Source organism: Flintibacter faecis, from assembly GCF_014287875.1.
Taxonomy (GTDB): domain Bacteria; phylum Bacillota; class Clostridia; order Oscillospirales; family Oscillospiraceae; genus Lawsonibacter; species Lawsonibacter faecis_A.
In genome coordinates, this window is the sequence record NZ_JACOPN010000001.1 from 441,086 (window position 1) to 466,109 (window position 25,024).

Here is a 25,024-nt window from a genome sequence, read left to right on the forward strand (position 1 = left end):
GAGGGATATCTATGGACTGGAAAGCTGCGATTGACAAGTTTGAGGAGCGCCGTCTGGCCATCTGGGAGAATATGCCCCATGATGTTTACGACCTGAGCAATGGCGTGGTCCCCGGCGACACCAACGTGTATGGGCAGTATGTGATGACTGCCCTGTATGCCGACTCTGAGATGCGCACCCTGTGCGACGAGATTTTGTTCTACCTGGTGGAGACCGCCAAGGAGGGCAGTGTGGACCTGCACACTCTGGTTCGCTATGCCAAGAACCTGCTGGACTATAAGGCCAAGTTCTTCAAGTTCACCGGTGTCCCCATGGCCGGGGAACTGCTGAATATGTACATCAAGGCTCTGGATTCTGTGGAGAACCTGGAGCAGCTCATCAAGCTCACTGAAGCCGCCTTGATGTATTTCAACCGCCACCACATGTGGGTCGACCTGGTCATCCCCTGGGGCGTGTTCAACGGCTTTGCCAAGCAGGATTTCTCCAAGTATCTGTAATCTTCGTCTCCTTTCGATTCGTCTTTTCCATGCGCTTTACCAAACAGAGGAACCTTCCGCCATACCCCGGCGGAAGGTTCCTCTGCGTTATGTCTATTCACTTTCCCGCTGCGTCCAATGCTCCTGCACATAGTCCCGTGTTTCCTGAATGAAGGCCTTGGCCGTTGGCGAGGCATATTTCAGTGAGCGGATACAGATACCCAACGTGCGGAAATGGGGCTCCCGCAGGGGGCGGGTGACCAAATCGTCCCACACCGGCAGGATGGCCAGTTTGGGGATCAGGGACACCCCCAGGTCCTGGCCGATCATGGCCAGGGTGGCCATGTCACCTTTGATGCGGAAGCGGATGTTTGGGGTCAGCCCCTCCTCCTGCATCACGTTCCGCACACTCTCGTCCGCCCCCTCGTTTGGGAGGATGAAGGGATATCGGATCAGTTCCCGGATGTCCACCGTCTCTCCCCGGGCCAAGGGGTTCTTTCGGGAGAGCACGGCCAGAATGGGGTCCTTCATCAAAGGCAGAAAGTCATAGTTGTCCGGTGCGGGCTCTGAGGCCACCGCCAGGTCGATCTCCCCCCGCACCAGTTGGGCCATCACCTCGTCATAGGTCCCCTCGAATATCCGCAGGTCGATGTTGGGGTGCTTCTCCAGGAAGGTGGCCACAATGGAGGGCATCCACTGGGTGGAGGGGCTGAAAAAGCTGCCGATGCGCAATGAGCCCACTTCCACTCCCTTGATCTGATAGATCAGCTCCTCCATGGTCTCCTGGGCGGAGACGATCTGCTGCATGTAGTCCCGCAGATACTGGGCGTTCTCTGTGGGCACCGCCCCGTCCTTGGTTCGCACCAGAAGAGGAAATCCGAATTCCTTTTCCAGCGAGGCGATCATGTGGCTGATCCCCGGCTGGGTATAGCCCAGCCGCTCCGCCGCTCGGGTCAAGCTTTTGCATTCCACGGTGGTCAAAAATGCACGATACTTCAGAATACTCACAGCGTCCTCCCCCTCATAAACTTTTTGAATGGAATATATTCATATCATTCAGTTGCTAAATATTCTTACATACTATACAATGCAATCAGAAAGATTGCAAGATTTTTCTATGATTTATGTGTGCCATTGTCAAATTTCCATTAAAGTTTCCTGTCTTTTCCTTTTTATTCTATTTTTACTTTATTTATTTTTTTGTTTAGTCTATAATAGTCTTTCAAATTCTATTTTTGCAAACTTGCAGCCTTTAAAGGGGGAGCCGCCGTATGAAAAAGATCATCAATCGTCCGGAGGGCGTGGTCTCTGAGATGTGCCACGGTCTGGCCCTGGCCCATCCCGGACTGACCTGGGACCCGAATTATAACATTCTCCGCCGCAGCCAGCTTCAGTCCGAAAAGGTCAAGCTCATCAGCGGCGGTGGCAGCGGTCACGAGCCCGCCCATGCCGGCTTCGTCGGCCATGGTATGCTGGATGCCGCCGTGTGCGGCGATGTGTTTGCCTCCCCCTCTCAAATTCAGGTCTATCAGGCCATCCAAGCAACCAAGGGCGAAAAAGGCACCTTGCTCATCATCAAGAACTACAGCGGCGATATGATGAATTTTAAAAATGCCGCCTATCTGGCTCAGGAGGACGGCATCCAGGTGGACTACGTGAAGGTGGACGACGACATCGCCGTGGAGGACAGCCTTTACACCGTGGGCCATCGAGGCGTGGCCGGCACCATCTTTGTACATAAAATCGCCGGTGCCGCCGCACAGCGGGGCTGGGATCTGGCCCAGGTGAAGGCCGTGGCCCAGCGGACTGCCCAGCGGGTCAGATCCATCGGTTTTGCCCTCACCTCCTGCACCGTACCTGCCAAGGGCAGCCCCACCTTCTCCCTGGAGGAGAACGAGATGGAGTTTGGTGTAGGCATCCACGGGGAGCCCGGCATCAGGCGAGAACCTTTGACCGATGCTGACACCTTGGCCGCCCGCATGGCCGACCAGCTGCTCTCCGCCCTGGATCTCACAGACAAGCAGGCCCAGGTGGCCATACTGGTCAACGGCCTGGGCGGCACACCTCTCCAGGAGCTCTATCTGCTTAACCACTCCCTGCGTCAGGCCCTGGCCCAGACCCATCCGGGCATCCAAGTGGTGTTCTCACTGGTGGGCAATTATATGACCAGCATCGACATGGCCGGCGCTTCCATCTCCATCCTCCACCTGGACGATATGCTCCGGGAGCTGCTCTTCGACCCCTGCGATACCGCAGCCCTCAAGCTATCCGGTCCCGTTCCCCCGGTGGACTACTTCCCCATTCCCAACCGGGATACCGCCGCACCAGCCAACTACCACCTGGAGAGTGACCCCGCCTGGTCCCATGTGGAGAACGACCGGTTCACGCTGCAGAATATGATCTTTCTGGTGGATGCCATGAGTGACTGCATCATCTCCAACGAGATACCCTTCTGCGAGCTGGATTCCCACGCCGGGGACGGCGACTTCGGCATGAGCGTGGCCAAGGGGTTCCGCCGTCTGAAAGAGCGCTGGAACGAGGTGGTGGGTGCCTCTGACACCCTTCACGGCTTCTTGCACAGCTGTTCCATGATCATCATGGAGCACTGCGGCGGGGCCTCCGGTCCCATCTGGGGCTCTGCCTTCCGTGCCGCCGCTCGGTACTGTCAGGGCAAAGATGCTTTGGATCAGCAACAGTTCGCCCAGATGCTTCAGGCGGTGGTCCTGGGCATCCAGGCTACCGGAGAGCGTTCCTTTGGCCGGGGCGCTCAAATTGGGGACAAGACCCTGATGGATGCTCTCATCCCCTGTGCCCAGTGCTGGACAGAGAACGCCGGCAAGGGCCTCTCCGCCCAAGTGATGTTCCGGATGGGAGCCCAGGCCGCTGCCGCCGGGGCCAAGTACACCGAGACCATCGTGGCCCGCATGGGCCGGGCCGGCACCGTGGGCGAGCGGAGCCTCGGATACCCGGACGCCGGAGCCTACGCCCTGGGCGTGATCTTCGCCCATCTGGCCGAACATCTGCACTGACCGACTCTTGTCCCCCGGGGCAGGAGAGTGCAACATACACCGAACGGGAGGGAACCACTATGGACTATCAGCTGGAACTGACCAATATTGCCAAACACTACAAAAACTTTGTGGCCGTAGACGGCGTAGACCTTCAGATCGCCCCCGGAGAGATCGTTTCCCTATTAGGCTCCAGTGGCTGCGGCAAGACCACCACCCTGCGCATGGTGGCTGGGTTGATCGAGCCCACCCACGGCACCATCCGTATCCAGGGCCAGGACATGGCCGGTATCCCTCCCCACAAGCGGGACATCTCCATGGTCTTTCAGAATTACGCCCTTTTCCCCCACCTCACCGTGTACGAAAATATTGTCTACGGCCTGAAAATGCGAAAAATTCGGGACAAAAAAGTTCTGATGGAGCGGGCCCGTGAGATGATGGACATCGTCCAGCTCAGCGGTGTAGAAAACCGGCTGCCCCGGGAACTGTCCGGCGGTCAGCAGCAGCGGGTCTCCCTGGCCCGGGCCATGATCGTCAAGCCCAAGGTCATGCTGTTTGACGAACCGCTGTCCAACCTGGATGCCAAACTGCGGGAGCGCACCCGGGTAGAGATCCGCAACCTGCTCAAACGGATGAACGTCACCGCTATCTACGTCACCCATGATCAGGAGGAGGCCCTGACCATCTCCGACCGCATTGCCGTGATGAACAAGGGAAAAATTGAGCAGATCACCGTCCCCGCCCAGCTGTACACCCACCCGGCCACCCGCTTTATTGCCGGATTCGTAGGCCACGCCAACTTCTTCGAGGGAACCGTGGCCGCCGTACAGGACGATTTGGTCACTGTAAACACCGCCGGGGGCCATGTGCTCCAGGCTGCCATCCCCCAGGCTGACCGGCCCGCCGTGGGTGAGGCAGTCACGCTGGTGGCCCGGCCTGAAAATATCCGGGTGGAGGATCTGACCCCGGATGCCCCAAATCAGCTCTCCGGCCGTATCCTGGCCCGCATCTATCTGGGCTCCACCATCCGCTATCTGGTGGATGCCGGAGAGGGCAAGGAGCTGGAAGTAGATCTTCAACCCAAGTATCACACCGGACTTCAGGAGGGGGACACTCTTCGCTTCTCCGTTGACCCGGGCAAGCTGATCTTGGTTGATAGATAAAGATACATTCCAAATTTTGAAAGGAGCATTCAGAATGAAGAAAGTCACTGCCTTGCTGCTGGCCGCAGCCATGTCCCTGGCCCTTGCCTCCTGCGGGAGCACCCCCTCCGGCCCTGCCGCCTCCTCCAGTGGAGACAGCGCAAAGCCCTACGCCGGACAGAGCCTGGTAGTTCAGGTCTGGGGCGGAACTTACGAGGAGACCCTGCGTCAATATGTAATTCCCGCCTTTGAAGAGAGCACTGGGGCCAAGGTCGAAGTCGTCAGCGGTGCCGCCCCCCTGTCCCAGCTGGCCACTGAGGGGAACAACGCCTCCATCGACGTGCTCCATGTGGATACCTTCGAGGTTGTTCAGGGCACCGATATGGACGTGCTGGAGACGCTGGACACCAGCAAGCTGACCAACGCCCCCGACCTCTATAAGGAAGCGTTTATGTATGATAACGCCGTGGTCACCAACTGGGGTGTCTATGGTCTGGTCTATCGCTCTGATCTGGTGGCCAAAAATCCCACCAGCTGGATGGACCTGTGGGATCCCGCCTATGCCGGCGGTAAGGTGGGCATGATCGACTACAGCATGGGCGGTGGCCTGGAATTTCTGGAGGCCATCTCCCGCATCCAGGGCACCCACATTCAGGATACCGCCAACTGGGACAACCTGTTTGATCAGCTCCAGTCCCTCAAGGGCAACATCGGCATCTATGCTAGCCAGCACGCCGACCTGGAGAGCGCCCTCACCAGCGGCGATGTTCAGATCTCCGTTGAGACCAACGGCCGCGCCATCGGTCTGATGAAGAACGGCGTACCCGTGAAGTTCTGCCAGCCCGAGGAGGGTTCTATTGCCATGACCTCTCTGGCCGCCATCACCAAGGGTTCTACCAACAAGGAGCTGGCCTACGTCTTCCTGGACCAGCTACTGAGCACCGATGCCCAGAAGGCCTATGCCGAGAACAACTACTACGCTCCCTCCAACTCCAAGACGGTCATCGAGCAAGATCTGCAGACCTACATGCCTTACGGACAGGAGCAGGTCTCCAAGCTTGCCTATATGGACTCCGCTGCACTGGAGTCTGTCAAGCCCCAGCTTATTGAGCGTTGGAACCGGGACTTTAAGTAAAGCCGCCGTTTCGGGACGGGACCTTGGTTCCCTCCCTGTGCGCCGGTCATACTTCTGAATTTCAGACCATTCGGGGAGGGAACTATATGGAACGCGAAAAAGACACTTGGTCATACATTAACATCTGGTATCTGATTATCCCCCTGGCCTATCTCTGCCTCTTCTTCGTCTTTCCCTTGCTGAAAATGATGTCCATGAGCTTTTTTGAGTTCCAAGGGGTGGGCAAAGAACTTGGGGCCTTCACCTGGGGCAACTACACCCGCTTTTTGCTGGACCCCTACTACTGGAAGGTACTCGGCCTTACCGTGGGCCTGAGTTTCTGCTCCGCCATCATCTGCGCTGTGATGGGCTATCCCGTGGCTTATTACCTATGCCGCACGGAAGCGAAGGTCAAACATATCCTCACCGCTCTGGCCCTGCTGCCTCTGTGGGTACCCATCACCGTGCGTCTGTTCGGCATGATGGCCATTCTGGAGACCGGGACCCTGTTCGCCGTGGAAATGGGCCTTGTCTACTGCGGTCTTCCCTATATGATCATGATCCTCACCGGTCCCATCGGAAACATCAGCCGAAGCGTGGAGGAGGCCTCCTATGTCTGCGGGGCGGGCTTTTGGACCACTTTCTTCAAAATCACCTTTCCCCTGACGCTGAAGGGCTTGGCCTCCGGTTTCATGCTGGTCTTTGCTCTGAACACCGCCGCCTTCGTGGTGCCCGTGATCCTGGGCAATGGCAAGATCGTCACCATGACCACCTTGATCCAGCAGCAGGCCACCTATATCTATGACTGGGGCTTTGCCTCTGCCATCTCGGTGATTTTCCTCATCGTTTCCATGGCCATCACCAACTCCGGCGCAATTCTGGACCGCTGGTCCGCCAAGCGGGCGGAGCGTTCTGCCAAGCTGCTGCGGGAAGCAGTCCGGGGAGAGGAGGCTGACAAATGAACTATACCAAGCTCGCCGGGCGCATCGCCCGAGCCGCCGTGTATCTCTTTCTGCTTGGGCCTCTGCTGGTGGTGGTGTTCACCGCCTTCAGCAATACCAACCGGGTGGTGTTCCCGCCCAAGGGCTTTACCCTGGCCTGGTTTCAAAAGGCCGTTCACAGTGCGGAATTCACCTCCTCCCTGCTGCTGAGCGTGCGCATTGCTGTGGTCAGTGTGTGTATCGCCTGTGTGCTGGGCACTATGATCAGTCTGTGGTTCTGGAAGTCCAACAGCCGGGCAAAGGCGGTGTTCGAGTCCATCTTCCTGGCCCCCATCGTGATCCCCACCATCATCAGTGCCGTGGCCTTTCTCCAGTATTTCGCACTATTTCAGGGCTTGTTTACCAACTACTGGAAGTTGTGCCTGACCTATGCAGTGATCGAGATGCCCTATGTCATCCGTACCGTCACCGCCAATCTGGTGGGGCTGGACACCAGCTTTGAGGAGGCCTCTTTGGTTTTAGGCGCTTCTCCCATCCGAACGCTGTTCAACGTCACCCTGCCCTGTATCCGTCAAGGGATCATCGGCGGTGCGGTGTTTTCCTTTGTGGTGGCCTTTGACGAATGCGTCATCATCCTGTTTATGAAGAGCGCCCGCACCGTCACCTTCCCCCTGCGGCTTTACTCCTACATTACCGAGTCTTTTACGCCCCTCATCTCCGCCTACTCCACCCTGTTTATTGTGGTGGTCGCTGTCATCATTTACATCGTGGAGAAAAAGATCGGACTGAGCAAGCTCTATTGACGTCCCATTTTATTCCAAGCAAAGCAAGCACCCCCGGCACAGCTTTTTCGACTGTGCCGGGGGTGCTTTTGCTCGGCGCGGGTACGCCGTTGGGGGCAATTAGTTGGAAGCGGTGTCCAGGTCCTTGTCGCCGCCCCAGATCATGTTGCGGCGCAGCTCCTCGCCCACGATCTCCATCTGGTGCTTTGCCAGCTGGGCGCGCTTGGAGTTGAAGAAGGTGCGGCCAAAGCTCTTGTTCTCGGCGATCCAGCGGCCGGCGAAGGTGCCGTCCTGGATGTCGTTGAGGACCGCTTTCATGTTCTTCTTGGTCTCCTCATAGGGCAGGACACGGGGGCCGGAGACATACTCGCCGAACTCCGCGGTGTCGGAGATGGAGTAGTTCATGGCAGCCACGCCGCCCTTGTTGATCAGGTCGATGATCAGCTTCATCTCGTGGATGCACTCGAAATAGGCGTTCTCGGGCTCGTAGCCGGCCTCCACCAGGGTCTCGAAGCCGCACTTCATCAGCTCCACCACGCCGCCGCACAGAACGGCCTGCTCGCCGAACAGGTCGGTCTCGGTCTCGTCGTGGAAGGTGGTCTCCATCACGCCGGCGCGGGCACCGCCGATGCCGACGATGTAGGCCAGGGCGATCTTATAGGCATCGCCGGTGGCGTTCTGCTCCACGGCCACCAGGCAGGGCACGCCCTTGCCGTTGACATAGGTAGAGCGGACGGTGTGGCCGGGGCCCTTGGGGGCAGCCATGAACACGTCCACGCCCTTGGGGGGCACGATCTGCTGATAGCGGATGTTGAAGCCGTGGGCGAAGGCCAGGGCCTTGCCCTCGGTCATGTAGGGGGCGATGCTCTTCTTGTACACGTCGGCCTGGACCTCGTCATTGATCAGGATCATGACGATGTCGCCCCACTGGGCGGCCTCCTCGATGGTCTTCACCTGCAGGCCGGCCTTCTCGGCGTTGGCCCAGTTCTTAGAGCCCTGGCGCAGGCCCACGCACACGTCGCAGCCGGAGTCCTTCAGGTTCAGCGCATGGGCGTGACCCTGGGAGCCATAGCCGATGATGGCGATCTTCTTCCCGTCCAGATAGCTGATGTCGCAATCCTTCTCATAATACATTTTTGCCATAGTTGTATTCCTCCTTGAGTTTATTGTCGTCATATATAGTGCTGCGCCCTCTTTCGATGGCGAGAGTACCCGTTTTTGCGATTTCCAGAATGCCGAAGTCCTCCAAAAGGCCGATGAGGGCAGAGGTCTTTTGCTTGTCCCCGAAAATGGCCACCGTCAGCGTCTCCCGGCTGACATCGATGATGTTGGCCCGGAAGATGTTGGACATCTGCACCACCTCGTCCCGGGCGGCCCGGTCGGCGGCGGCCACTTTGATCAGGGCAAACTCCCGCTGGATGGATGCCCCCTCGTCCAAAATTTTCACCGCCAGAACGGGGATCAGCTTGCTGCACTGGGCGGCGATCTGGTCGATCATCAGCTCGTCGGCCAGGATCACGATGGTGATGCGGGTGACCCCGGGCTTGTCCGTCTCGCCGGAGACGATGGACTCGATGTTATACCCCTTGCGGGAGAACAGCCGGGCCACCTGGCTGAGGACACCGGGGATGTCCCGCACCAGGATGGCCAGGGTGTACAGCTTTTTCTCTTTATCAAATTCACGTTTCAAAGCGTCCACCCCCTTAATTGAGCAAAAAGTCGGTGATATGGGCCCCGCCGGCCACCATGGGCCGGACCATCTCGTCCATATCCAGGCGGCAGTCGATGACGCAGCCGCACTTGGCGTCCAGCGCAGCCCGGAAGGCCCGCTCCATCTCCTCCGGCGTGGTCACCCGAAAGCCCTTCAGGCCATAGGCCTCGGCCAGCTTTACAAAGTCGGGGCCCCGGTCCAGGGTGGTCTCGGAGTACCGCTCGTGGTAGATGAGGTGCTGCCACTGGCGGACCATGCCCAGAGTGCCGTTATTAAAGATGACGGTGATGATGGGCAGGTGATAGTGCTCCACGGTACACAGCTCGTGGCAGTTCATGCGGAAGCAGCCGTCGCCGGTGGTGTGGACCACCACCTTGTCCGGGTTGCCCGCCTGGGCCCCGATGGCGGCCCCCAGGCCAAAGCCCATGGTGCCGAAGCCGCCGCTGGTGAGCAGCTGGCCGGGATAGTCAAAGTGGAAATGCTGGATGGACCACATCTGGTGCTGGCCCACGTCGGTGGACACGATGGCGTCCTGAGGGGCCAGACGGCGGATGGTCTCCAGCACCTGCTGGGGGGTCAGCCGGGCGTTGCTCTCCGGCTCCTGGGCGGGGTTCAGGGTGCGGACATACTCAGTCCACTCCCTGTGGTGATACCGGGGGATGCGCTGATCGAGCAGCTCCAGCACCCGCTTGGCATCGCCCACGATGTGGTGGTCGGTGAGGACGTTCTTGTCGATCTCCGAGCGGTCGATGTCGATCTGGACGATCTTGGCCTGGCTGGCGAAGGAGGCCGGGTCCAGGGCCACCCGGTCGGAGAAGCGGCAGCCCACAGCGATGAGTAGGTCGCACTCGTTGCAGGCCACGTTGCTGGCCCGGGAGCCGTGCATGCCGATCATGCCGGTGGTCAGGGGGTGGTTGCCGGGAAAGCCGCCGCCGCCCATGACGGTGATAGCCACAGGGGCGTCCAGCTTTTCAGCCAGCTCTTTAAATTCTTTGTCCGCCCGGCCCCGGACCACGCCGCCGCCGCATAGGAGCAGGGGGCGCTTTGACTGGGCGATCATCTCGGCCAGCTTGTCCACGTCTCCCTGGTCGGGCTCCGGGGGCTTCAGGTCGTGGCTGGTGGCCAGAGCCTGGATGCTGGAGCAGGCCCGGTTCTGTTTCCAGGGGATGAACTCATAGTCGATCTCCACCGAGGGGGCGGTGACGTTCTTCAAAAAGTCGATGAGCACCGGGCCGGGCCGTCCCGTGGCGGCCACGGCGAAGGCCTGACGCATCACGTCGGGGATGGTCTGGGGGTCCCGCACCAGATAGGTGGCCTTGGTGATGGGCATGGCGATACCGGTAATGTCCACCTCCTGGAAGGAGTCCTTGCCCAGCAGGGGCTCGCTCACGTTGCAGGTGATGAACACCACGGGGGAGGAGTCCATATAGGCAGTGGCGATGCCGGTGGTCAGGTTGGTGGCACCGGGGCCGCTGGTGGCAAAGCACACGCCCACCTTGCCGGTGGAGCGGGCATAGCCGTCGGCGGCGTGGGAGGCCCCCTGCTCGTGGGCCGTTAAAACATGATGTATTTTATCCTTGTAGTTATACAGCTCATCATAGACATTCAGGATGGTCCCGCCGGGATATCCAAAGACGGTATCCACCTCCTGCTCCAGCAGGCACTCCATGATAGCCTGTGTGGCTCTGATCTTCATGGAAATCTCAACTCCAAATATATTTTCGATATCAGCACTTGTCATTCCGAGGCGCGAAGTACCCGCAAGGGGTACGCCGCATCCGTAAGGCAGCAGAGCTGCCAACGGCTGCGCAGCACCCGCAAGGGGTACGCCGCGTCGGTCCTTCGGACCGCTTCGCAATGGCAGATCGATCAAATTTTGCCCCCGCCCTTTTGGACGGCGATCATACCGGTGCGGGCCACCTCTAAAATGGAGAAGGGGCGCATCATGGACTGGAAGGTGTCCAGCCTCTCTGGGGTGTCAGACAACTCCATAGTCAAGGAGGTGGGGGAGATGTCGTCCACCTTGGCCCCCATGATCTCGCAGATGGTCATGATGTCCTTGCGGGTCTTGTTGTTGGCGTTCACCTTCAGGATCATCAGCTCCCGGCCGATGTAGGAGGTGTCCTCCAGGGTGCGGACCTTGATGACCTCGATGAGCTTGTTCAGCTGCTTTTCCACCTGCTCCACCACGCTGTTGCCGCTGTCCACGATGATGGTGATGCGGGAGATGGTGGGGTCGTCGGTGACGCCCACGGCCAGGGACTCGATGTTGAACGCCCGGCGGGAGAACAGGCCGGTGATCCGGTTCAGAACGCCGGCCTGGTTTTCCACCAGCACGGAAATGGTCTGTTTCATGCCCCTGCCTCCTTAATCGTTGGTCCCCACGTCGGGGTGGACCTTGCAGATGAGTACGCAGCTGCCCCGGGTGGACAGGAACTGCTCCAGCACCCCGTCCAGCTTGTCCTCGTCATCGGCGCACATGCTGGGAATGCCATAGGCCCCGGCAAGTGCGGCAAAGTCGGGGGAGCCGTCCAGGGCCACGCCGAAGGCCCCGTGGTAGGGGGCGGTGTTCTGGATCTGGTTCACCAGGCCCAGCACCTGGTTCTGGAACAGGACGATCTTCACGTCCATGTGCCCGCACACAATGGCAGACAGCTCGTTCATAGCCATCTGGAAGGAGCCGTCGCCGCAGACGACCACCGTCTGGCGGTCCGGGGCGGCCACCTTGGCCCCAACGCCGGCGGGGAGGGCATAGCCCATGGTGCCCAGGCCGCCGCTGGTGAGCAGCCGCCCATGCTTCTGGGGCAGGTATTTACAGGTGAAGATCTGGTTCTGGCCCACATCCACGCACACGATGGCGTCGTCGTCCAGCTTCTGCCCCAGCTTACGCAGGACGGTACCGGGGAACACATAGCCCTCCCGCCGGGGGAAAGTCCGGTTCAGCTCCGCCGTGCGGTAGTCCCGCAGCTTGGCCAGCCACTGCGCCGAATCCGGGGGCGTGATGTCCCGGTCCAGCAGCTGCTGCAAAATCACCTTCACATCGCCCACCAGGGGGATGGCGGCCTGCATATTCTTGCCGATCTCCGCCGGGTCCACGTCGATGTGGATGGTGGCCATGCGGCGCTGGATCTCCGCCGGGTCCACCACCGCCCGGTCCGCCGCCCGGGTGCCCACCATAATGAGCAGGTCGGCCTTGGCCAGGGCCTTGTTGGCGCAGTGGTTGCCGTGGGCCCCGATCATCCCCATATTCAGGGGGTGGTCGGTGGCTATGACGGACAGACCCATCATGGTCTTGACCACGGGGATCTGATTGCGCTGGGCCAGCTCCAGCAGCTCCTTCTGGGCGTGGGCCAGCCACACGCCGCCCCCGGCGCAGATGACGGGCTGTTTGGCCTTGGAGATGGCCTCGGCCACCCGCTTGATCTGCAGGTCGTTGCCCTTTACGCTGGGCTTATAGCCCCGGATGTTCACTTCCTCCGGGTATTGGAACTTCTTCAGCTCCTGATTCTGAATGTCGATGGGGATGTCGATGAGCACCGGTCCGGGCCGCCCGGTGGCGGCGATGTGAAAGGCCTCCTTCACGATGCGGGGGATGTCATTGGCGTTTTTCACCAGGTAGCTGTGCTTGGAGAAGGGGGCCACCGCACCGGTGATGTCCACCTCCTGGAAGATATCCCGGCCCAGCAGATTGCTGGGCACCTGTCCGGTAATGGCCACCATGGGGATGGAGTCCATATAGGCGGTGGCGATGCCGGTGATCAGATTGGTCGCCCCCGGGCCGGAGGTGACCATACACACGCCCACCTTGCCGGAGATACGGGCATAGCCCGAGGCCATGTGTCCGGCGTTCTGCTCGGTGCGCACCAGGGTATAGCCGATCTCCGGGTGCTCCTTCAACACGTCTACAACGGGGCAGATGGTGGCTCCGGCATAGCCGAAGATGTGGTCCACCTGCTCCCGCAAAAGGCTTTCGATCAGTGCCTGTGCTCCATTCATGGGAACGTCACCTCCGTAAAATCTCTGTCCGCTCTGTCGTGGGACGGTCCCTGGGCAAAAAAACAAAAACGGCCCCGTCCTATCCCAAATCTCGATAGGACGAAGCCATCGCTCCGTGGTACCACCTAAATTCATGGCAAACGGCTTTGCCGCTCTGCCATGCGCTCATTGCCCTGATAACGGAGGGAAGCCGCTTCCGCCTACTGGGGCTTTTCGCCGGTTCAGCGGAAATGCTCACGGGTGAGGTTCGGGGTCCGCCCTTCCGGGGAGCTTTCACCAGCCGCTCCCTCTCTGCGCTTCCAGACGGTCCTACTATCCCGCTCATTGCATTTTGCATTGAATGATTGTTCATTATCATATCCCAATCATCTGTTATTGTCAATCCCCTTTTGCCCCGTATTTGCTGGCTATTTTGCACAAAACAGGGCCGCTCCAGGGCCGTGTCTACCCTTTAAGGACAGACACGGCCCCAGAGTGACTGAAAAAAATCTCATTCCAGCAAGAACTTACTGCTTCAAACGCTCGGCCCAGGCGGCATAGCGGGCCACCCGCTCGTCGCACTGCGCCTGGCTGTCCCCCTGGGTCAGCACATAGACCTTCACCTTGGGCTCGGTGCCCGAGGGGCGCACCAGGACAGAGGTGCCGTCGGCCAGCTCGAACCGCAGCACATTAGAGCCGGACAGCTCCATGGCGGACCGCTCCCCCGTCTTCACGTCCACCACGCTGCCGTCCTGATAGTCCTTGCGGCAGACCACCTGAGTTCCGCCGATGTCCGCCGGGGGCTGCTTGCGCAGAGAATCCATCAGGGCGGCCATCTTCTTCAGGCCGTCCAGACCGGGCATGACCAGGTTCAGGGTCTTTTCGCCGTAGTGGCCATACTTGGCGAACAGGGCCTGTAGGGCATCGTACAGGGTCATGCCCTGGCCGGCGTACCAGGCGGCCATCTCGGTCAGCAGGAGAGAGGCGGTGACGGCGTCCTTGTCCCGCACATAGTCCCCCAGCATATAGCCATAGGACTCCTCATAGGAGAAGATGACCTTCCCCTGACCGGACTCCTCCAGCTGGTCCTTCTTCTGGGCCAGGAATTTAAAGCCGGTAAAGGTGTCGTAGCAGGTAAGGCCGTTCACCTCGGCCACCTTCCGGGCCATCTCGGTGGTGACGATGGTCTTCAGGGCCACGGGCTTGTCCGGCAGCTTACCGGAGCGTTTCATGGCACCGATGAGATAGTCCAGCAGCAGCACGCCGGTCTGGTTGCCGGAGATGACCTTGAACTCCCCGTTTCCGGTGTTCACCATGATGCCCACCCGGTCCGCGTCGGGGTCAGAGCCCAGGATGAAGTCGGCCCCCTCTCTCTTGGCGATGTCCACCGCCAGATAGAAGCCCTCCGGGTTCTCCGGGTTGGGGGAGACCACAGTGGGGAAGTTGCCGTCGATGACCATCTGCTCGGGCACGCAGATGACGTGCTTCATCCCCAGGCGGTGCAGCACCTCGGGAATGAGCTTGTAGCCCGTGCCGTGGAAGGGGGTGTACACCATCTTGAAGGTGTCGGCCACCTTCTCCACGGCGGCCCGGTCGTTCACCTGGGCCATCACATGGGACAGAAAGGCCTCGTCCGTCTCCGCTCCCATAAGGACGATCTTGCCCTGGGCCACCGCCTGGTCATAGGGCATGGTCTTCACACCGGCGAACACGTCCAGCTCCTTCATCTTTTTGGCCACCTGGTCGGCGTGCTTGGGGGGCAGCTGGGCACCGTCCTCCCAATAGACCTTATAGCCGTTATACTCCTTGGGGTTGTGGCTGGCGGTGATGTTGATGCCGGCGATGCAGCCATACTCCCGCACGGCGAAGGACAGCTCGGGGGTGGGGCGCAGAGCCTGGAACAGGCGCACGGGGATGCCGTTGGCGGCCATGACCTGGGCGGCCTCCCGGGCGAAGGTCTGGGAGTTGTTCCGGCAGTCAAAGCAGATGGCCACGCCCCGCTGGGCGGCCTGTGCTCCCTCCTCCAGGATCACCTGGGCAAAGGCCTGGGTGGCGTGGCGGATGACGTGGACGTTCATCCGATAAAGGCCCACGCCCATAATGCCCCGCAGGCCGGCGGTGCCGAAGGACAGTTGGTCGAAGAAGCGGGACTCCTTCTCCTTCTCGTCGGTGCGGATGGACTCCAGCTCCGCCTTTTCCTGGGCGGACAGGGCCGGGCTGTTCAGCCAGGCTTCATAGGTATCTTGATAGGACATGGGAACATCCTCCTTCTGTTTCCTTTTGTGTGGGCTGTGCTTGCTTGCAGTATACCATAAGCAGCAGAAAATTTCCAGCCGCTTTTCCCCGCCGATCCCAAGACCCGGGCAAAAATTTCCCCGGACCGCGCTCACGGTCCGGGGAAATTTTCGTTCAGTCCGCCACCGGTTCAAAATCGCTGGCGGGGTGCTTGCAGATGGGGCAGATGAAGTCGGCGGGCAGGGTCTCCCCCTCGTAGATATAGCCGCACACGGTACACACCCAGCGCTTCTTCCCCGGCTGGGCCGGGGCGGCGGCGGGCTTGGGCTTGATGTTGGCCTGGTAATAGGCATAGGTGGCGCTGGGCTCCCGGCTGAGCACATCGCCGTCGGTCACGTCGGCCACAAACAGGGTGTGGGTGCCCAGGTCCACGGTGGATGCGACTTTACAGGACAGCCAGGCGGATGTCCCCTCCGTCACGGCCAGCAGGCCGTTCTCCGTGCGCTGCACCCGGTCAAAGCCCCGGAACTTGTCCGTATCCCGGCCCGACTGAAAGCCGAAGCGCTGGAACAGGGAGAAGTCAGCCTTCTCCGTGAGGACGGACAGGTTGAACGCCCCCGTCTCCAGAATCATATCGTGGGTGAAGTTGCTCTTGTTCACGGCGATGAGCACCCGGTTGGGCTGGCTGGTCACTTGGATGCCGGTGTTGATGATGCAGCCGTTATCCTGTTCCCCCCGGCGGGCGGTGAGCACAAACAGGCCATAGCTCAGGGCGTACATGGCTTTCGGGTCTTTCATGGGACAATCCTCCTTCATGTTCGCAGGTCTTTCTTCCTATCTCCATCATAGCATATTATGCTCTCTCTTTCAAGATAAAAATAATAATTATTACTTTTTATTTTTGATGAGGATAATACGGATTGCCACGTCGGGCTCCGCCCTCCTCGCAATGACAGGGTAGGGATGACTTCTATGTGTCGTCATTGCGAGGAGCGCAGCGACGCGGCAATCCGTCCCTTTTTTCCACAAAGAATGCCCCCGGACTTTAGACAGGTCCGGGGGCAGAACACACAAGTTGATTTGTCTTATTCGTCGGCCATGGCCTTGGCGGCGGCGATGGCCTTCTCCTGGGCAGCGGGGGGGCAATCCTCATAGCGGACGAAATGGAAGGTGTAGGAGCCGCGGGACTGGGTCATAGCCCGCAGGTCGATGGCATAGGAGGTCATCTCCGCCATAGGCACCTCGGCCTCGATCTCCTGCTCGCCGTCGCCAGTGGGGTTCATACCCATCACCCGGCCCCGGCGCTTGTTCAGATCGCCGATGACATCGCCCATGTAGCTGTCGGGCACGACCACCTTCAGCTCGCCCACAGGCTCCAGCAGAACGGGGTTGGCCTCGGGCATGGCGGCCTTATAGGCCAGCTGGGCGGCGGTCTTAAAGGCGATCTCGGAGGAGTCCACGGGGTGATAGCTTCCGTCGTACAGCACGGCCTTCAGGTTCACCACGGGGTAGCCCGCCAGGGGACCGTGGACGCAGGCCTCCCGCAGACCCTTCTCCACTGCGGGGAAGAAGTTCTTGGGCACGGAGCCGCCGAAGACCTCCTCGGCAAAGACCATCTGCTCCTCCTCAGGGTTGGGCTCGAAACGGACCCACACATCGCCGAACTGGCCGGAACCGCCGGTCTGCTTCTTGTGGCGGCCCTGCTTCTGCACGGTCTTGCGGATCTTCTCACGATAGGGTACACGGGGGGCCTTCAGTTCGGCCTCCACGTTGAAGCGGCTCTTCAGCTTGGACACCAGCACATCCACCTGGATATCGCCGGCGGCATAGAGGACCATCTGGTGGGTCTCGGCGTTGTTCACCACGGAGAAGGAGGGGTCCTCCTCGTTCAGGCGGTACAGGCCCTGGGCCACCTTGTCATCCTGGCCCTTGGTCTTGGGGGCGATGGCCACGGAGTAGCAGGGCTCGGCGAAGGGGATCTGCTTCAGGGCCACGACCTTACGGGGGTCGCACAGGGTGTCGCCGGTGCGGACCTTCTCCATCTTGCCGATGGCGCCGATGTCGCCCACGCCCAGCTCGTCGGTCTCGGTGGCCTTTTTGCCCCGCATGATGTAAATGCGGCCCAGCTTTTCGGTCTCGCCGGTGGTGGCGTTGACCAGGCTCATGTTGGGCTTGATGACGCCGGAGAGGACCTTCACATAGGAATACTTGCCGTACTGGTCGGCCACGGTCTTAAAGACGAAGGCGGTGGGCACACCGCCGGGGGAGACCACGAATTCCTCGGTCTCGCCATCCTGACGGGTGGCCTTGTGATAGTTGCCCTCCATGGGGGTGGGCAGCAGTTCGGAGATGTAGTCCAGCAGCATCAGGGAGCCCATGGTGTTCACGGCGGAGCCGCACAGCACGGGAAACAGGCTCAGCTCCCGCACGCCCTGGCGCAGGCCCTGGATCATCTCGGCATAGGTGAAGTCCTCGCCGGAGAAGAACTTGTCCATAAAGGCCTCGCTGGTCTCGGCCACGGACTCCTTCAGGGCATCGTTGAACTGGGTGACCACGTCCTCCTTGCCCTCGGGGATCTCGATCTCCTCCCGCTTGCCGTCCCGCATCTCATAGGCGCGCTTGTTCATCACGTCGATGATGCCGATGATCTTCTTGTCCTCGTCCCAGATGGGCACGACCACGGGGGCGATCTTGTTGCCATACTTGGCGCGCAGGGCATCGAAGGTGGCGTTATAGTCGGCGTTCTCCTCGTCGGTCTTAGAGATATAGATAAAGCGGGGCATATTCCGCTCTTCGCAGTATTTCCACGCCTTCTCCAGGCCCACGGAGATGCCGTCCTTGGCGGAACAGACGATAATGGCGGCATCGGCGGCCCGCAGGGCCTCCATCACCTCGCCGGAGAAGTCGAAGGAGCCCGGGGTATCCAGCACATTGATCTTACAGCCCTTGAACTCCAGGGGAGCCACCGCCATGGAGATGGAGATCTGACGCTTGATCTCCTCGGGATCATAATCACAAACCGTATTTCCGTCTGAAGCCTTGCCCATGCGGTCGATGGCGCCGGTCATATAAAGCAGACTCTCTGCCAGAGCGGTCTTGCCGCTTCCACCGTGGCCCAGCAGACAGACATTGCGAATGTTTTGAACAGAATACCTCATAACTTGTTTCCACTCCTTATTTTGGGGTCCTTGCGCCGCACGCTCTGCCCAGAGAGCAGATTTTCCGTGCGCCACAATCTGTTAGTAATTATATATCAAAATTCGGATTATAGCAACCGTTTCTTTGTTGAATAATTGCAGGCCGCACCGTGTATCTTAATATTTTTGCACATTTTGGCTAAGTTTCACAGCTTTTTTATCTGTTCTATTCCATTTCGCGCCAAAAACAAGGACAGAAATATTTTTCATGCCAGCATTTTTTACAAAACGCAGGTAAACACAAAAAAGACCCGTGTTTTTTCAAGCTCCGGCTGTCATTTTGAACAGGCACTGGAACCTTATAAAAACACAGGTCTTTCGTCATATCGACGGGATGATTCAGTTAGGAGTTAGGAGGGATGAGTGATGCGTTCGCGCAAAAACTCCTATCTCATCACTTCTAACTCATCACTCTTCATTGGGATTGGGCACCGTCAGAACCAGCGTCTCCTCCCCCGCTGTCTCCGTCTCGGGGCAGTCTATCCCCTGCTCCCGGGCCAGGGCCAGAATTTGCCGGGCCTGGTCGGCGGTAATGGTGCAGCTGCGGGTGCCGTCGCCGTTGTCGGTCCAGGCGGTCTCCTCATCCAGGACCTCCTCCGCCCCCCGGGGCATCTGGGGCAGGGTCAGGCCGCTGGGCTGCGGGGCCAAGAGGACAGCCTGATCACCCACCACAGATTCGGTACTGCCGCTGCCATCCCCCGTGTCCCCGGCGGCGTTCTGCCCATCGTTCAGACTGGGGGGCATGGTCACCGGCTGGTCCTGGGCGGCCGTCTGGCTGTGGATGGGGGCCTGGGCGGTGCGCTTCTGGGGGGACGCATGATCTTCTTCCTTCGTCCCGCTACCGGCACCCTGCTGGGCCCGGCTGTCATAGACGGGCTGCTGCCCCTCCTCCGGGGCGGGCAGGGCGGCTGCTGCGCCGGATGTCTCCTCGTCCTCTCCGGGAGCGGGGGCCGCATAGGCGGCCACGCTGTCGGAGACACCGGCGCTCTCCCCGCTCTGGGCGGCGGGGGATATCTGATCTATCAGTCCCGCCTGATACACCCCGAAGCCCAGCACACAGCAGGCGGCCAGGGCCGCCGCCGTCCGGGCCCACCGGGGCATGGGGCGGCGGAGAGGGACCACTTTCTGCTCCTGCGGCTCTGTCTCCTCTTTTCGCTCCTCCGGCCCCTCCGCCGGGGCGGGCTCCGGCTCTAAGGCCCGGATGCGGTCCATCACCCCCCGGGCAAAGCCCTCCGGGGCGGGCAGCTCCTCCAGACAGGCGAACTGGCCGCACAGCTGTTCCAGGTCCTCCGCCAGGGCCCGGCAGTGGGGGCAGCGGGCCAGGTGGTCCTCCAGTTCCCGCTCCTCCTGGGGGGGCAGCGGCTGGTCCAGCCGCTGGGACAGCAGTTCTTCAAATCGTTCACAGCGCTCCACGCCGCGCGCCTCCCTTCTCTTCTCGTTCGCTGGGATTAGACGCAGGCGTGCCAAAAAAGTTCCCGTCCTGCAGCAAAATTTTTCTCAGCGCCAGCCTGGCCCGGGCGATGCGGGACTTCACCGTCCCCAGATCCAGGTCCAGCTGCTCCCCGATCTCCTGATAGCTCAGGCCGGACAGCTCCCGCAGCACCAGCACCTGCCGCTGGGCCTCGGGCAGGGCCTGCAGCCCCCGCTCCACCGCCCGGCGCAGTTCCGTCTGTTCCAGGGCCCTGTGGGGGTCCTGGCCGGGGTCGGCGGGTTCCGGGAAGTGGCTGTCACTGTCATCCAAAGAGACGGCGGAGACGGTCTCCCGCCGCCGCTGCTGCCGCCGGATATAGTCGATGCACAAATTTGTGGTCAGGCGATAGACCCAGGTGGCAAAGCTGCTCTCCCCCTGGAAATTGGGCAGGGCCTGCCAGGCCTTGAGGAAGGCCTCCTGGGCCAGGTCGGCGCTCTCCTCCCGGTCCCCAGTGATGCGAAAGGCCAGGGAATACACCCGGTTCTGATTCTCCTCCACCAGCCGTGCAAACGCCTGATGGTCTCCGGCTCTGGCCCGCCGGACCAGCTCCTTGTCGTTCTCCTCTGCCACCATGTCACCCTCTTTCAGTTAGGAGTTAGGAGGGATGAGTGATGAGTTCGCGCAGAACTCCTAACTCCTCCCTCATCACTCATCACTTCCGCACAAGTCCCGCTTGATCCCCTTGGTCACCCGGTACACGTCCTCCAGGGTGGTGATCTTTACGATCTGCTCCTTATAGAAGCCCGCATGGGGCACACCCTTTAGATACCAGGCGTAGTGCCGCCGGGCCTCCAGGCAGGCGATCTTCTCCCCCTTGATGGCGGCGGACTGCTCAAACTGCCGCACCGCCGTGTCGCAGCGCTGGGCCAGAGGGGGCATGGGGGGGATGGGCTTCCCCTCCAGGGCCGCCTTGCACTGGGCAAACAGCCAGGGGTTGCCGAACACCCCCCGGCCGATCATGGCCATATCCGCCCCGGTGTACCGCAGGATGCGGGGGGCATCCTCCGGCTTGAACACATCGCCGTTGGCGATCACGGGGATGCGTACCGCCTCCTTCACCGCCCGGATATAGTCCCAGTTGGCCGTTCCGGCGTACATCTGGTTCCGGGTGCGGCCGTGGACGGCCACGGCGGCCGCCCCGGCCTGCTCCATGGCCTTTGCAAACTCCACGCAGTTGATGGAGCCCTTGTCCCAGCCCAGGCGGAACTTCACCGTCACCGGGCGCTTTGCCCCCCGGATCACCGCTTCGGCCACCCGCACCGCCTTGTCCGGGTCCCGCATCAGGCCGGAGCCGTCCCCGGAGTTTGCCACCTTGGGCACGGGGCAGCCCATATTGATGTCGATGATGTCCGCCCCGGAAATTTCGGCGGCGATGGCCGCCCCCTCCTCCATGCACACGGGGTCGCTGCCGAAGATCTGGGCGGCGGCGGGGTGCTCCCCCTCCCCCAGCTTCAGCAGGGGCACGGACTTTTTGTCCTGAAAGCACAGGGCCTTGGCGCTGACCATCTCCGTGCAGGTCAGCCCCGCCCCCTGCTCCCGGCAGATAGCCCGGAAGGACGCATCCGTCACCCCCGCCATGGGGGCCAGGGCCAGGGGCGTTTCAATTAAAATTCCACCGATATTGACCATATAGGAACCTCGTTCTTTTCATTTCATAGTCTGGTTATTGTAACATATCTGTCTGCCGATTGACAAGCCTTCCACCTCCCATTAAAATAGGGGCAAACCAAATCGAAATGGGAGCGAAACAACATGAACTTTTCTTCTCTGCGGTACGCCCTGCGGGGCCTGTCCGCTTATCGCATCCTGTTGGATGACGAGAACGAGACGGTGCTGGACTATGTCACCACCGTGCTCTATACCCTGTCCAACGGCCAGAAGGAACAGGACGAGGAAGAGCGGGCCGGTTGGGGAGAAAATGCCCTGTCCGCCTACGCCTGTCTGTTCCAGGCCCTGTGCGACGGGGGCTTCGACGGCATCGGGGACTGGCTGTGGGACAAGCTGCGCTACACCGAGACCCCCTTTGCCCTCTCCGCCCAGTCCGACAGCGCCTCCCCCGCCCTGGAGCAGGCCGCCCGCCGGGACGTGGACGCTCTGCTGGCCCTGGCCGAGCTGGACTGCGGCGTGATCCTGGCAGCCATCGCCGCCCTGCTGCCCCCGGAGCAATCTTCTATGGTCCAGGCCATGCCCCGGTGGACCGCCTCCGCCCCCTTTGACTTTGACCGCCTGGTCCGGTTCTATCGGGAGCACGGGGCGGGGCTGTATGCCCGCTACCGGGCCTTTTTGTGGGAGGACGGCCAGCTGGTCCCCGTGGCCGACCCGGACTGCCCCAAGCCGGAGGACCTGCTGGGCTATGAGCAGCAGCGCAGCCAGGTGGAGACCAACACCCGGCAGATGATGGCCGGGCACTATGCCAACAACGTCCTCCTCTTCGGCGACGGGGGCACGGGCAAGTCGGCCACGGTGAAATCCATGCTCTATCTCCCCGGCATGGAGGACCTGCGGCTCATCGAGATCCAGAAGGAGAATCTCACCGGTCTGCCCCAGCTGATGCGCTCTCTTGGGGACAGGCGGCAGAAATTTATCCTGTTCATCGACGACCTGGCCTTTGACCAGGACGACAAGACCTATTCCTCCATGAAGACCATTCTGGAGGGCAGCCTGGAGAAGCGGCCCGCCAACGTGGTCATCTATGCCACCTCCAACCGCCGCCATCTGGTCCGGCAGAACTTCAGCGACCGGGGCAACGACGAGGTGGATGCCGCCGAGACCATCGCCGAAAAGACCGCCCTGGCCGAGCGTTTTGGCCTGCGCATCCCCTATCTGTCCATGAGCAAGGCCGACTTTTTGGCCCTGGTGGACTATCTGGCCGGGCAAAACGGGCTGACCCTCCCCGCCCAGGAGCTCCACGCCCGGGCCATGACCTGGGAGATCCGCCACTCCGGCCGCACCCCCCGGGTGGCCCGGCAGTTTATTTCCAGTCTGCTGGGGTAAGGCGTTTTTGACAGAAAAATATCGTCCCGCCGGACACGATATACTCCGGCGGGACGATATTTTTGTCTTTCTTACTCCTCGTAGTCGTCATACTCCGAGGCGCAGGCAGTGCGCTGGATCTTGGTCTTGGCGCAGCTGCCCAGCTGGGCCAGCTTGTCCCAATAGGCGATGATGGCGCACACGGCGGCGGCGGCACCCAGGGACAGGGCCACGATCTTCAACACAAAACGGGCGACTTTCATATTCTTGACCTCCTCATGGCCCCCGGCGGGGCTGATATTTTATGCTTGTCTCTAGTCTACAGGAAATCGGGAGAAAATACAATCGGTTTTCCGAAAATTTACCGGGCGATGGATGTGGAAAGCCGGTGGGGTGGGAGACATAAAACCGAAGTTATGCACATTTTCCACAGAGTTTTCCACAGGCAATGTGGAAAAGCACCCATTCCGGCGAAATTTCAGCTCCAAATCTTCAGCCCAGGGAGATATCCCGGGTGGCGTAGGCGTTCAGCTCCGCCCCGGCGGTGTGCCCGGCCAAAAACTCATAATAGCCCTGACAGCCGATCATGGCCCCGTTGTCCCCGCAGTAGCGCAGCTCGGGCAAAAACAGCTTATCTCCGCTCTGGGCGCAGGCGGCCTGGAGGTCCGCCCGGATGCGGCTGTTGGCGGCCACGCCCCCGGCTACCGCCACCTTGCCATAGCCCAGCTTTCTGGATGCGGCCATAGCCCGAGGCACCAGGGACTGGCTCACTGCCCGGCCAAAGCTGGCGGCGAAGGAGGGCAGGTCCAGCTCCTCCCCCTTCTGCTGGGCGTTGTGGATCAGGTTCAGGCTGGCGGTCTTCAGGCCGGAGAAGGACATATCCAGCTCGTGGCCGCTGACGTGGGCCTGGGGCAGGTCATACTTTCGGTCGTCGCCCCCCGCCGCCAGCCGGTCCATGGGCCCGCCGCCGGGGTAGCCGATGCCCAGCACCCGGGCCACCTTGTCAAAGCACTCCCCCGCCGCATCATCCCGGGTGCCGCCCAACACGGCCATATCCGTGTAGGAGCGCACATCCACAATGGCGGTGGTGCCGCCGGAGACGCACAGGCAGACGAAGGGGGGCTCCAGATCCGGATGGGTGAGGTAGTTGGCGGCGATGTGGCCCCGCACATGGTGGACGGGGATGAGGGGAAGGTCTAACGCCATGGCGGCCCCCTTGGCAAAGTTCACCCCCACCAGCACCGCCCCGATGAGGCCGGGGGCATAGGTGACGGCCACGGCGTCCAAATTGGCGCAGGTCAGACCCGCCTGCTCCACCGCCTGGTCGGCCAGGGCGGTGACGGCCTCCACATGCTTGCGGGAGGCGATCTCCGGCACCACGCCGCCATAGATGGTGTGCATCTCGATCTGGGAGGAGACGCAGTTGGACAGCACGGTGCGCCCGTCCCGGACCACCGCCGCCGCCGTCTCGTCGCAGGAGGATTCAATGGCCAGAATGTTCACGGCTGTTCCCCCTCCTGTTCGTTAAAATAGCGGGTCATAATGACCGCGTCCTCCTTGGGGTGCTGATAATACCCCGGGCGCAGGCCCGCCCGCTGGAAGCCGTATTTCTCATACAGGCCCATGGCCGCCTGGTTAGAGGCCCGGACCTCCAGCGTGAGGAAGGCCAGGTTCACTGCGCCGAAGCGGCAGTAGACGTCCAACAGGGCGGAGGCCACCCCGTGCCGCCGGGCATCGGACTCCACGGCGATGTTGTCGATATAGCCCTCGTCCACGATGACGTGGAGCCCGGCATAGCCCAGGATGTGGCCGTCCTCCGCCTCGGCCACGATAAAGCTGGCCTGGCTGTCGAACAGGGCGTCGGAGAGCATCTGCTCCGTCCAGGGGGTGGAGAAGCACTCCCGCTCCAGCGCTGCGATCTGCTCGATGTGGCTGCGGTCCATGGGAACGATCTCGTAATACATGAAAACACTTCCGTTCGTGATAAGTTAAGCGCCTA

General features: G+C 60.9%; 22 protein-coding genes and 1 other annotated feature. Of the genes, 7 read left to right on the top strand and 15 right to left on the bottom strand.

Translation table 11 applies throughout. The features are described from left to right. Positions 1-11 precede the first annotated feature (11 nt). Entirely contained in the window at positions 12-497 is a 486-nt protein-coding gene (locus tag H8S55_RS02115; protein ID WP_186877600.1) for a cucumopine synthase-related protein, read from the top strand. A gap of 93 nt (positions 498-590) precedes the next feature. Here H8S55_RS02115 and H8S55_RS02120 read toward each other — a convergent pair whose 3' ends face one another. Continuing rightward, the gene (locus H8S55_RS02120) at positions 591-1,484 is read right to left on the bottom strand and encodes a LysR family transcriptional regulator (protein ID WP_186877601.1); all 894 of its coding nucleotides are present in this window, start codon (positions 1,482-1,484) and stop codon (positions 591-593) included. Positions 1,485-1,747: 263 nt separating this feature from the next. Between H8S55_RS02120 and dhaK the strand changes: the two genes are divergently transcribed. The 5 genes from dhaK (at position 1,748) to H8S55_RS02145 (ending at position 7,484) form a co-directional block, all read left to right on the top strand. Further along, a complete protein-coding gene (dhaK, locus tag H8S55_RS02125) occupies positions 1,748-3,505 on the top strand; it encodes a dihydroxyacetone kinase subunit DhaK (RefSeq protein WP_186877602.1) in 1,758 nt (585 codons plus the stop codon). Positions 3,506-3,564: 59 nt separating this feature from the next. After that, complete coding sequence (locus tag H8S55_RS02130; protein ID WP_186877603.1) at positions 3,565-4,647, top strand: ABC transporter ATP-binding protein; 1,083 nt, start codon at positions 3,565-3,567, stop codon at positions 4,645-4,647. Positions 4,648-4,681: 34 nt separating this feature from the next. Beyond that, positions 4,682-5,761, top strand: a complete 1,080-nt coding sequence (locus H8S55_RS02135) for an ABC transporter substrate-binding protein (RefSeq protein ID WP_186877604.1) — start codon at positions 4,682-4,684, stop codon at positions 5,759-5,761. Positions 5,762-5,847: 86 nt separating this feature from the next. Further along, on the top strand, positions 5,848-6,702 hold the full coding sequence (locus tag H8S55_RS02140) for an ABC transporter permease (protein WP_186877605.1): 855 nt from the start codon (positions 5,848-5,850) through the stop codon (positions 6,700-6,702). Then, positions 6,699-7,484 carry an ABC transporter permease gene (locus H8S55_RS02145; protein WP_186877606.1) on the top strand — a complete coding sequence of 262 codons (786 nt, stop codon included), beginning with the start codon at positions 6,699-6,701 and terminating at the stop codon, positions 7,482-7,484. The genes H8S55_RS02140 and H8S55_RS02145 overlap by 4 nt, the downstream gene beginning before the upstream one ends. Positions 7,485-7,583: 99 nt before the next feature. On the opposite strand, the gene ilvC is transcribed toward H8S55_RS02145, so the two are convergent. The 11 genes from ilvC to dusB form a co-directional block, all read right to left on the bottom strand. Further along, positions 7,584-8,606 (bottom strand): ketol-acid reductoisomerase, encoded by a 1,023-nt coding sequence (gene ilvC, locus H8S55_RS02150; protein ID WP_186877607.1) that lies wholly within the window; start codon positions 8,604-8,606, stop codon positions 7,584-7,586. Continuing rightward, on the bottom strand, positions 8,587-9,153 hold the full coding sequence (ilvN, locus tag H8S55_RS02155) for an acetolactate synthase small subunit (protein WP_186877608.1): 567 nt from the start codon (positions 9,151-9,153) through the stop codon (positions 8,587-8,589). Before ilvN (H8S55_RS02155) ends, ilvC begins: the two co-directional genes overlap by 20 nt. A gap of 13 nt (positions 9,154-9,166) precedes the next feature. Continuing rightward, positions 9,167-10,870 carry a biosynthetic-type acetolactate synthase large subunit gene (ilvB, locus tag H8S55_RS02160; RefSeq protein WP_186877609.1) on the bottom strand — a complete coding sequence of 568 codons (1,704 nt, stop codon included), beginning with the start codon at positions 10,868-10,870 and terminating at the stop codon, positions 9,167-9,169. Positions 10,871-11,043: 173 nt separating this feature from the next. Next, complete coding sequence (gene ilvN, locus H8S55_RS02165; protein ID WP_186877610.1) at positions 11,044-11,529, bottom strand: acetolactate synthase small subunit; 486 nt, start codon at positions 11,527-11,529, stop codon at positions 11,044-11,046. A gap of 12 nt (positions 11,530-11,541) precedes the next feature. Then, entirely contained in the window at positions 11,542-13,170 is a 1,629-nt protein-coding gene (ilvB, locus tag H8S55_RS02170) for a biosynthetic-type acetolactate synthase large subunit (RefSeq protein WP_186877611.1), read from the bottom strand. A gap of 92 nt (positions 13,171-13,262) precedes the next feature. After that, positions 13,263-13,504, bottom strand: a binding site (T-box leader). 172 nt (positions 13,505-13,676) lie between these two features. After that, positions 13,677-15,404: a phospho-sugar mutase gene (locus H8S55_RS02175; protein ID WP_186877612.1), complete on the bottom strand. Its 1,728-nt coding sequence runs from the start codon at positions 15,402-15,404 to the stop codon at positions 13,677-13,679. 154 nt (positions 15,405-15,558) lie between these two features. Then, entirely contained in the window at positions 15,559-16,182 is a 624-nt protein-coding gene (locus H8S55_RS02180) for a flavin reductase (protein WP_186877613.1), read from the bottom strand. Between the two features lie 287 nt (positions 16,183-16,469). After that, positions 16,470-18,542: an elongation factor G gene (locus tag H8S55_RS02185; protein ID WP_186877614.1), complete on the bottom strand. Its 2,073-nt coding sequence runs from the start codon at positions 18,540-18,542 to the stop codon at positions 16,470-16,472. A 447-nt stretch (positions 18,543-18,989) separates the two neighbouring features. Then, the gene (locus tag H8S55_RS02190; RefSeq protein WP_186877615.1) at positions 18,990-19,994 is read right to left on the bottom strand and encodes an anti-sigma factor family protein; all 1,005 of its coding nucleotides are present in this window, start codon (positions 19,992-19,994) and stop codon (positions 18,990-18,992) included. After that, positions 19,981-20,625, bottom strand: coding sequence for an RNA polymerase sigma factor (locus tag H8S55_RS02195; RefSeq protein WP_186877616.1), 645 nt, complete (start codon positions 20,623-20,625; stop codon positions 19,981-19,983). The genes H8S55_RS02190 and H8S55_RS02195 overlap by 14 nt, the downstream gene beginning before the upstream one ends. Before the next feature lie 72 nt (positions 20,626-20,697). Continuing rightward, positions 20,698-21,630 (bottom strand): tRNA dihydrouridine synthase DusB, encoded by a 933-nt coding sequence (gene dusB, locus H8S55_RS02200; protein ID WP_243200440.1) that lies wholly within the window; start codon positions 21,628-21,630, stop codon positions 20,698-20,700. A gap of 174 nt (positions 21,631-21,804) precedes the next feature. On the opposite strand from dusB, the gene H8S55_RS02205 reads away from it, so the two are divergent. Then, on the top strand, positions 21,805-23,046 hold the full coding sequence (locus tag H8S55_RS02205) for an ATP-binding protein (RefSeq protein WP_186877618.1): 1,242 nt from the start codon (positions 21,805-21,807) through the stop codon (positions 23,044-23,046). A gap of 71 nt (positions 23,047-23,117) precedes the next feature. On the opposite strand, the gene H8S55_RS02210 is transcribed toward H8S55_RS02205, so the two are convergent. The 3 genes from H8S55_RS02210 to rimI all read right to left on the bottom strand — a co-directional run bounded on the left by H8S55_RS02210 (position 23,118) and on the right by rimI (position 24,989). Further along, entirely contained in the window at positions 23,118-23,288 is a 171-nt protein-coding gene (locus tag H8S55_RS02210) for a hypothetical protein (RefSeq protein ID WP_186877619.1), read from the bottom strand. A 229-nt stretch (positions 23,289-23,517) separates the two neighbouring features. After that, on the bottom strand, positions 23,518-24,528 hold the full coding sequence (gene tsaD, locus H8S55_RS02215) for a tRNA (adenosine(37)-N6)-threonylcarbamoyltransferase complex transferase subunit TsaD (RefSeq protein WP_186877620.1): 1,011 nt from the start codon (positions 24,526-24,528) through the stop codon (positions 23,518-23,520). After that, entirely contained in the window at positions 24,525-24,989 is a 465-nt protein-coding gene (gene rimI / locus H8S55_RS02220) for a ribosomal protein S18-alanine N-acetyltransferase (RefSeq protein WP_186877621.1), read from the bottom strand. Before rimI ends, tsaD begins: the two co-directional genes overlap by 4 nt. Positions 24,990-25,024: the final 35 nt, after the last annotated feature.

What these genes read in the sequence shown, in the direction of transcription:
- ilvB (WP_186877609.1), bottom strand. Translation starts at nt 10,870, where the DNA reads ATGAAGATCAGAGCCACACAGGCTATCATGGAGTGCCTGCTGGAGCAG.
- H8S55_RS02115 (WP_186877600.1), top strand. Translation starts at nt 12, where the DNA reads ATGGACTGGAAAGCTGCGATTGACAAGTTTGAGGAGCGCCGTCTGGCC.
- rimI (WP_186877621.1), bottom strand. Translation starts at nt 24,989, where the DNA reads ATGTATTACGAGATCGTTCCCATGGACCGCAGCCACATCGAGCAGATC.
- H8S55_RS02180 (WP_186877613.1), bottom strand. Translation starts at nt 16,182, where the DNA reads ATGAAAGACCCGAAAGCCATGTACGCCCTGAGCTATGGCCTGTTTGTG.
- H8S55_RS02195 (WP_186877616.1), bottom strand. Translation starts at nt 20,625, where the DNA reads ATGGTGGCAGAGGAGAACGACAAGGAGCTGGTCCGGCGGGCCAGAGCC.
- H8S55_RS02130 (WP_186877603.1), top strand. Translation starts at nt 3,565, where the DNA reads ATGGACTATCAGCTGGAACTGACCAATATTGCCAAACACTACAAAAAC.
- H8S55_RS02210 (WP_186877619.1), bottom strand. Translation starts at nt 23,288, where the DNA reads ATGAAAGTCGCCCGTTTTGTGTTGAAGATCGTGGCCCTGTCCCTGGGT.
- ilvB (WP_186877611.1), bottom strand. Translation starts at nt 13,170, where the DNA reads ATGAATGGAGCACAGGCACTGATCGAAAGCCTTTTGCGGGAGCAGGTG.
- H8S55_RS02185 (WP_186877614.1), bottom strand. Translation starts at nt 18,542, where the DNA reads ATGAGGTATTCTGTTCAAAACATTCGCAATGTCTGTCTGCTGGGCCAC.
- H8S55_RS02175 (WP_186877612.1), bottom strand. Translation starts at nt 15,404, where the DNA reads ATGTCCTATCAAGATACCTATGAAGCCTGGCTGAACAGCCCGGCCCTG.
- dhaK (WP_186877602.1), top strand. Translation starts at nt 1,748, where the DNA reads ATGAAAAAGATCATCAATCGTCCGGAGGGCGTGGTCTCTGAGATGTGC.
- H8S55_RS02140 (WP_186877605.1), top strand. Translation starts at nt 5,848, where the DNA reads ATGGAACGCGAAAAAGACACTTGGTCATACATTAACATCTGGTATCTG.
- dusB (WP_243200440.1), bottom strand. Translation starts at nt 21,630, where the DNA reads ATGGCGGGGGTGACGGATGCGTCCTTCCGGGCTATCTGCCGGGAGCAG.
- ilvC (WP_186877607.1), bottom strand. Translation starts at nt 8,606, where the DNA reads ATGGCAAAAATGTATTATGAGAAGGATTGCGACATCAGCTATCTGGAC.
- H8S55_RS02145 (WP_186877606.1), top strand. Translation starts at nt 6,699, where the DNA reads ATGAACTATACCAAGCTCGCCGGGCGCATCGCCCGAGCCGCCGTGTAT.
- H8S55_RS02135 (WP_186877604.1), top strand. Translation starts at nt 4,682, where the DNA reads ATGAAGAAAGTCACTGCCTTGCTGCTGGCCGCAGCCATGTCCCTGGCC.
- ilvN (WP_186877610.1), bottom strand. Translation starts at nt 11,529, where the DNA reads ATGAAACAGACCATTTCCGTGCTGGTGGAAAACCAGGCCGGCGTTCTG.
- H8S55_RS02205 (WP_186877618.1), top strand. Translation starts at nt 21,805, where the DNA reads ATGAACTTTTCTTCTCTGCGGTACGCCCTGCGGGGCCTGTCCGCTTAT.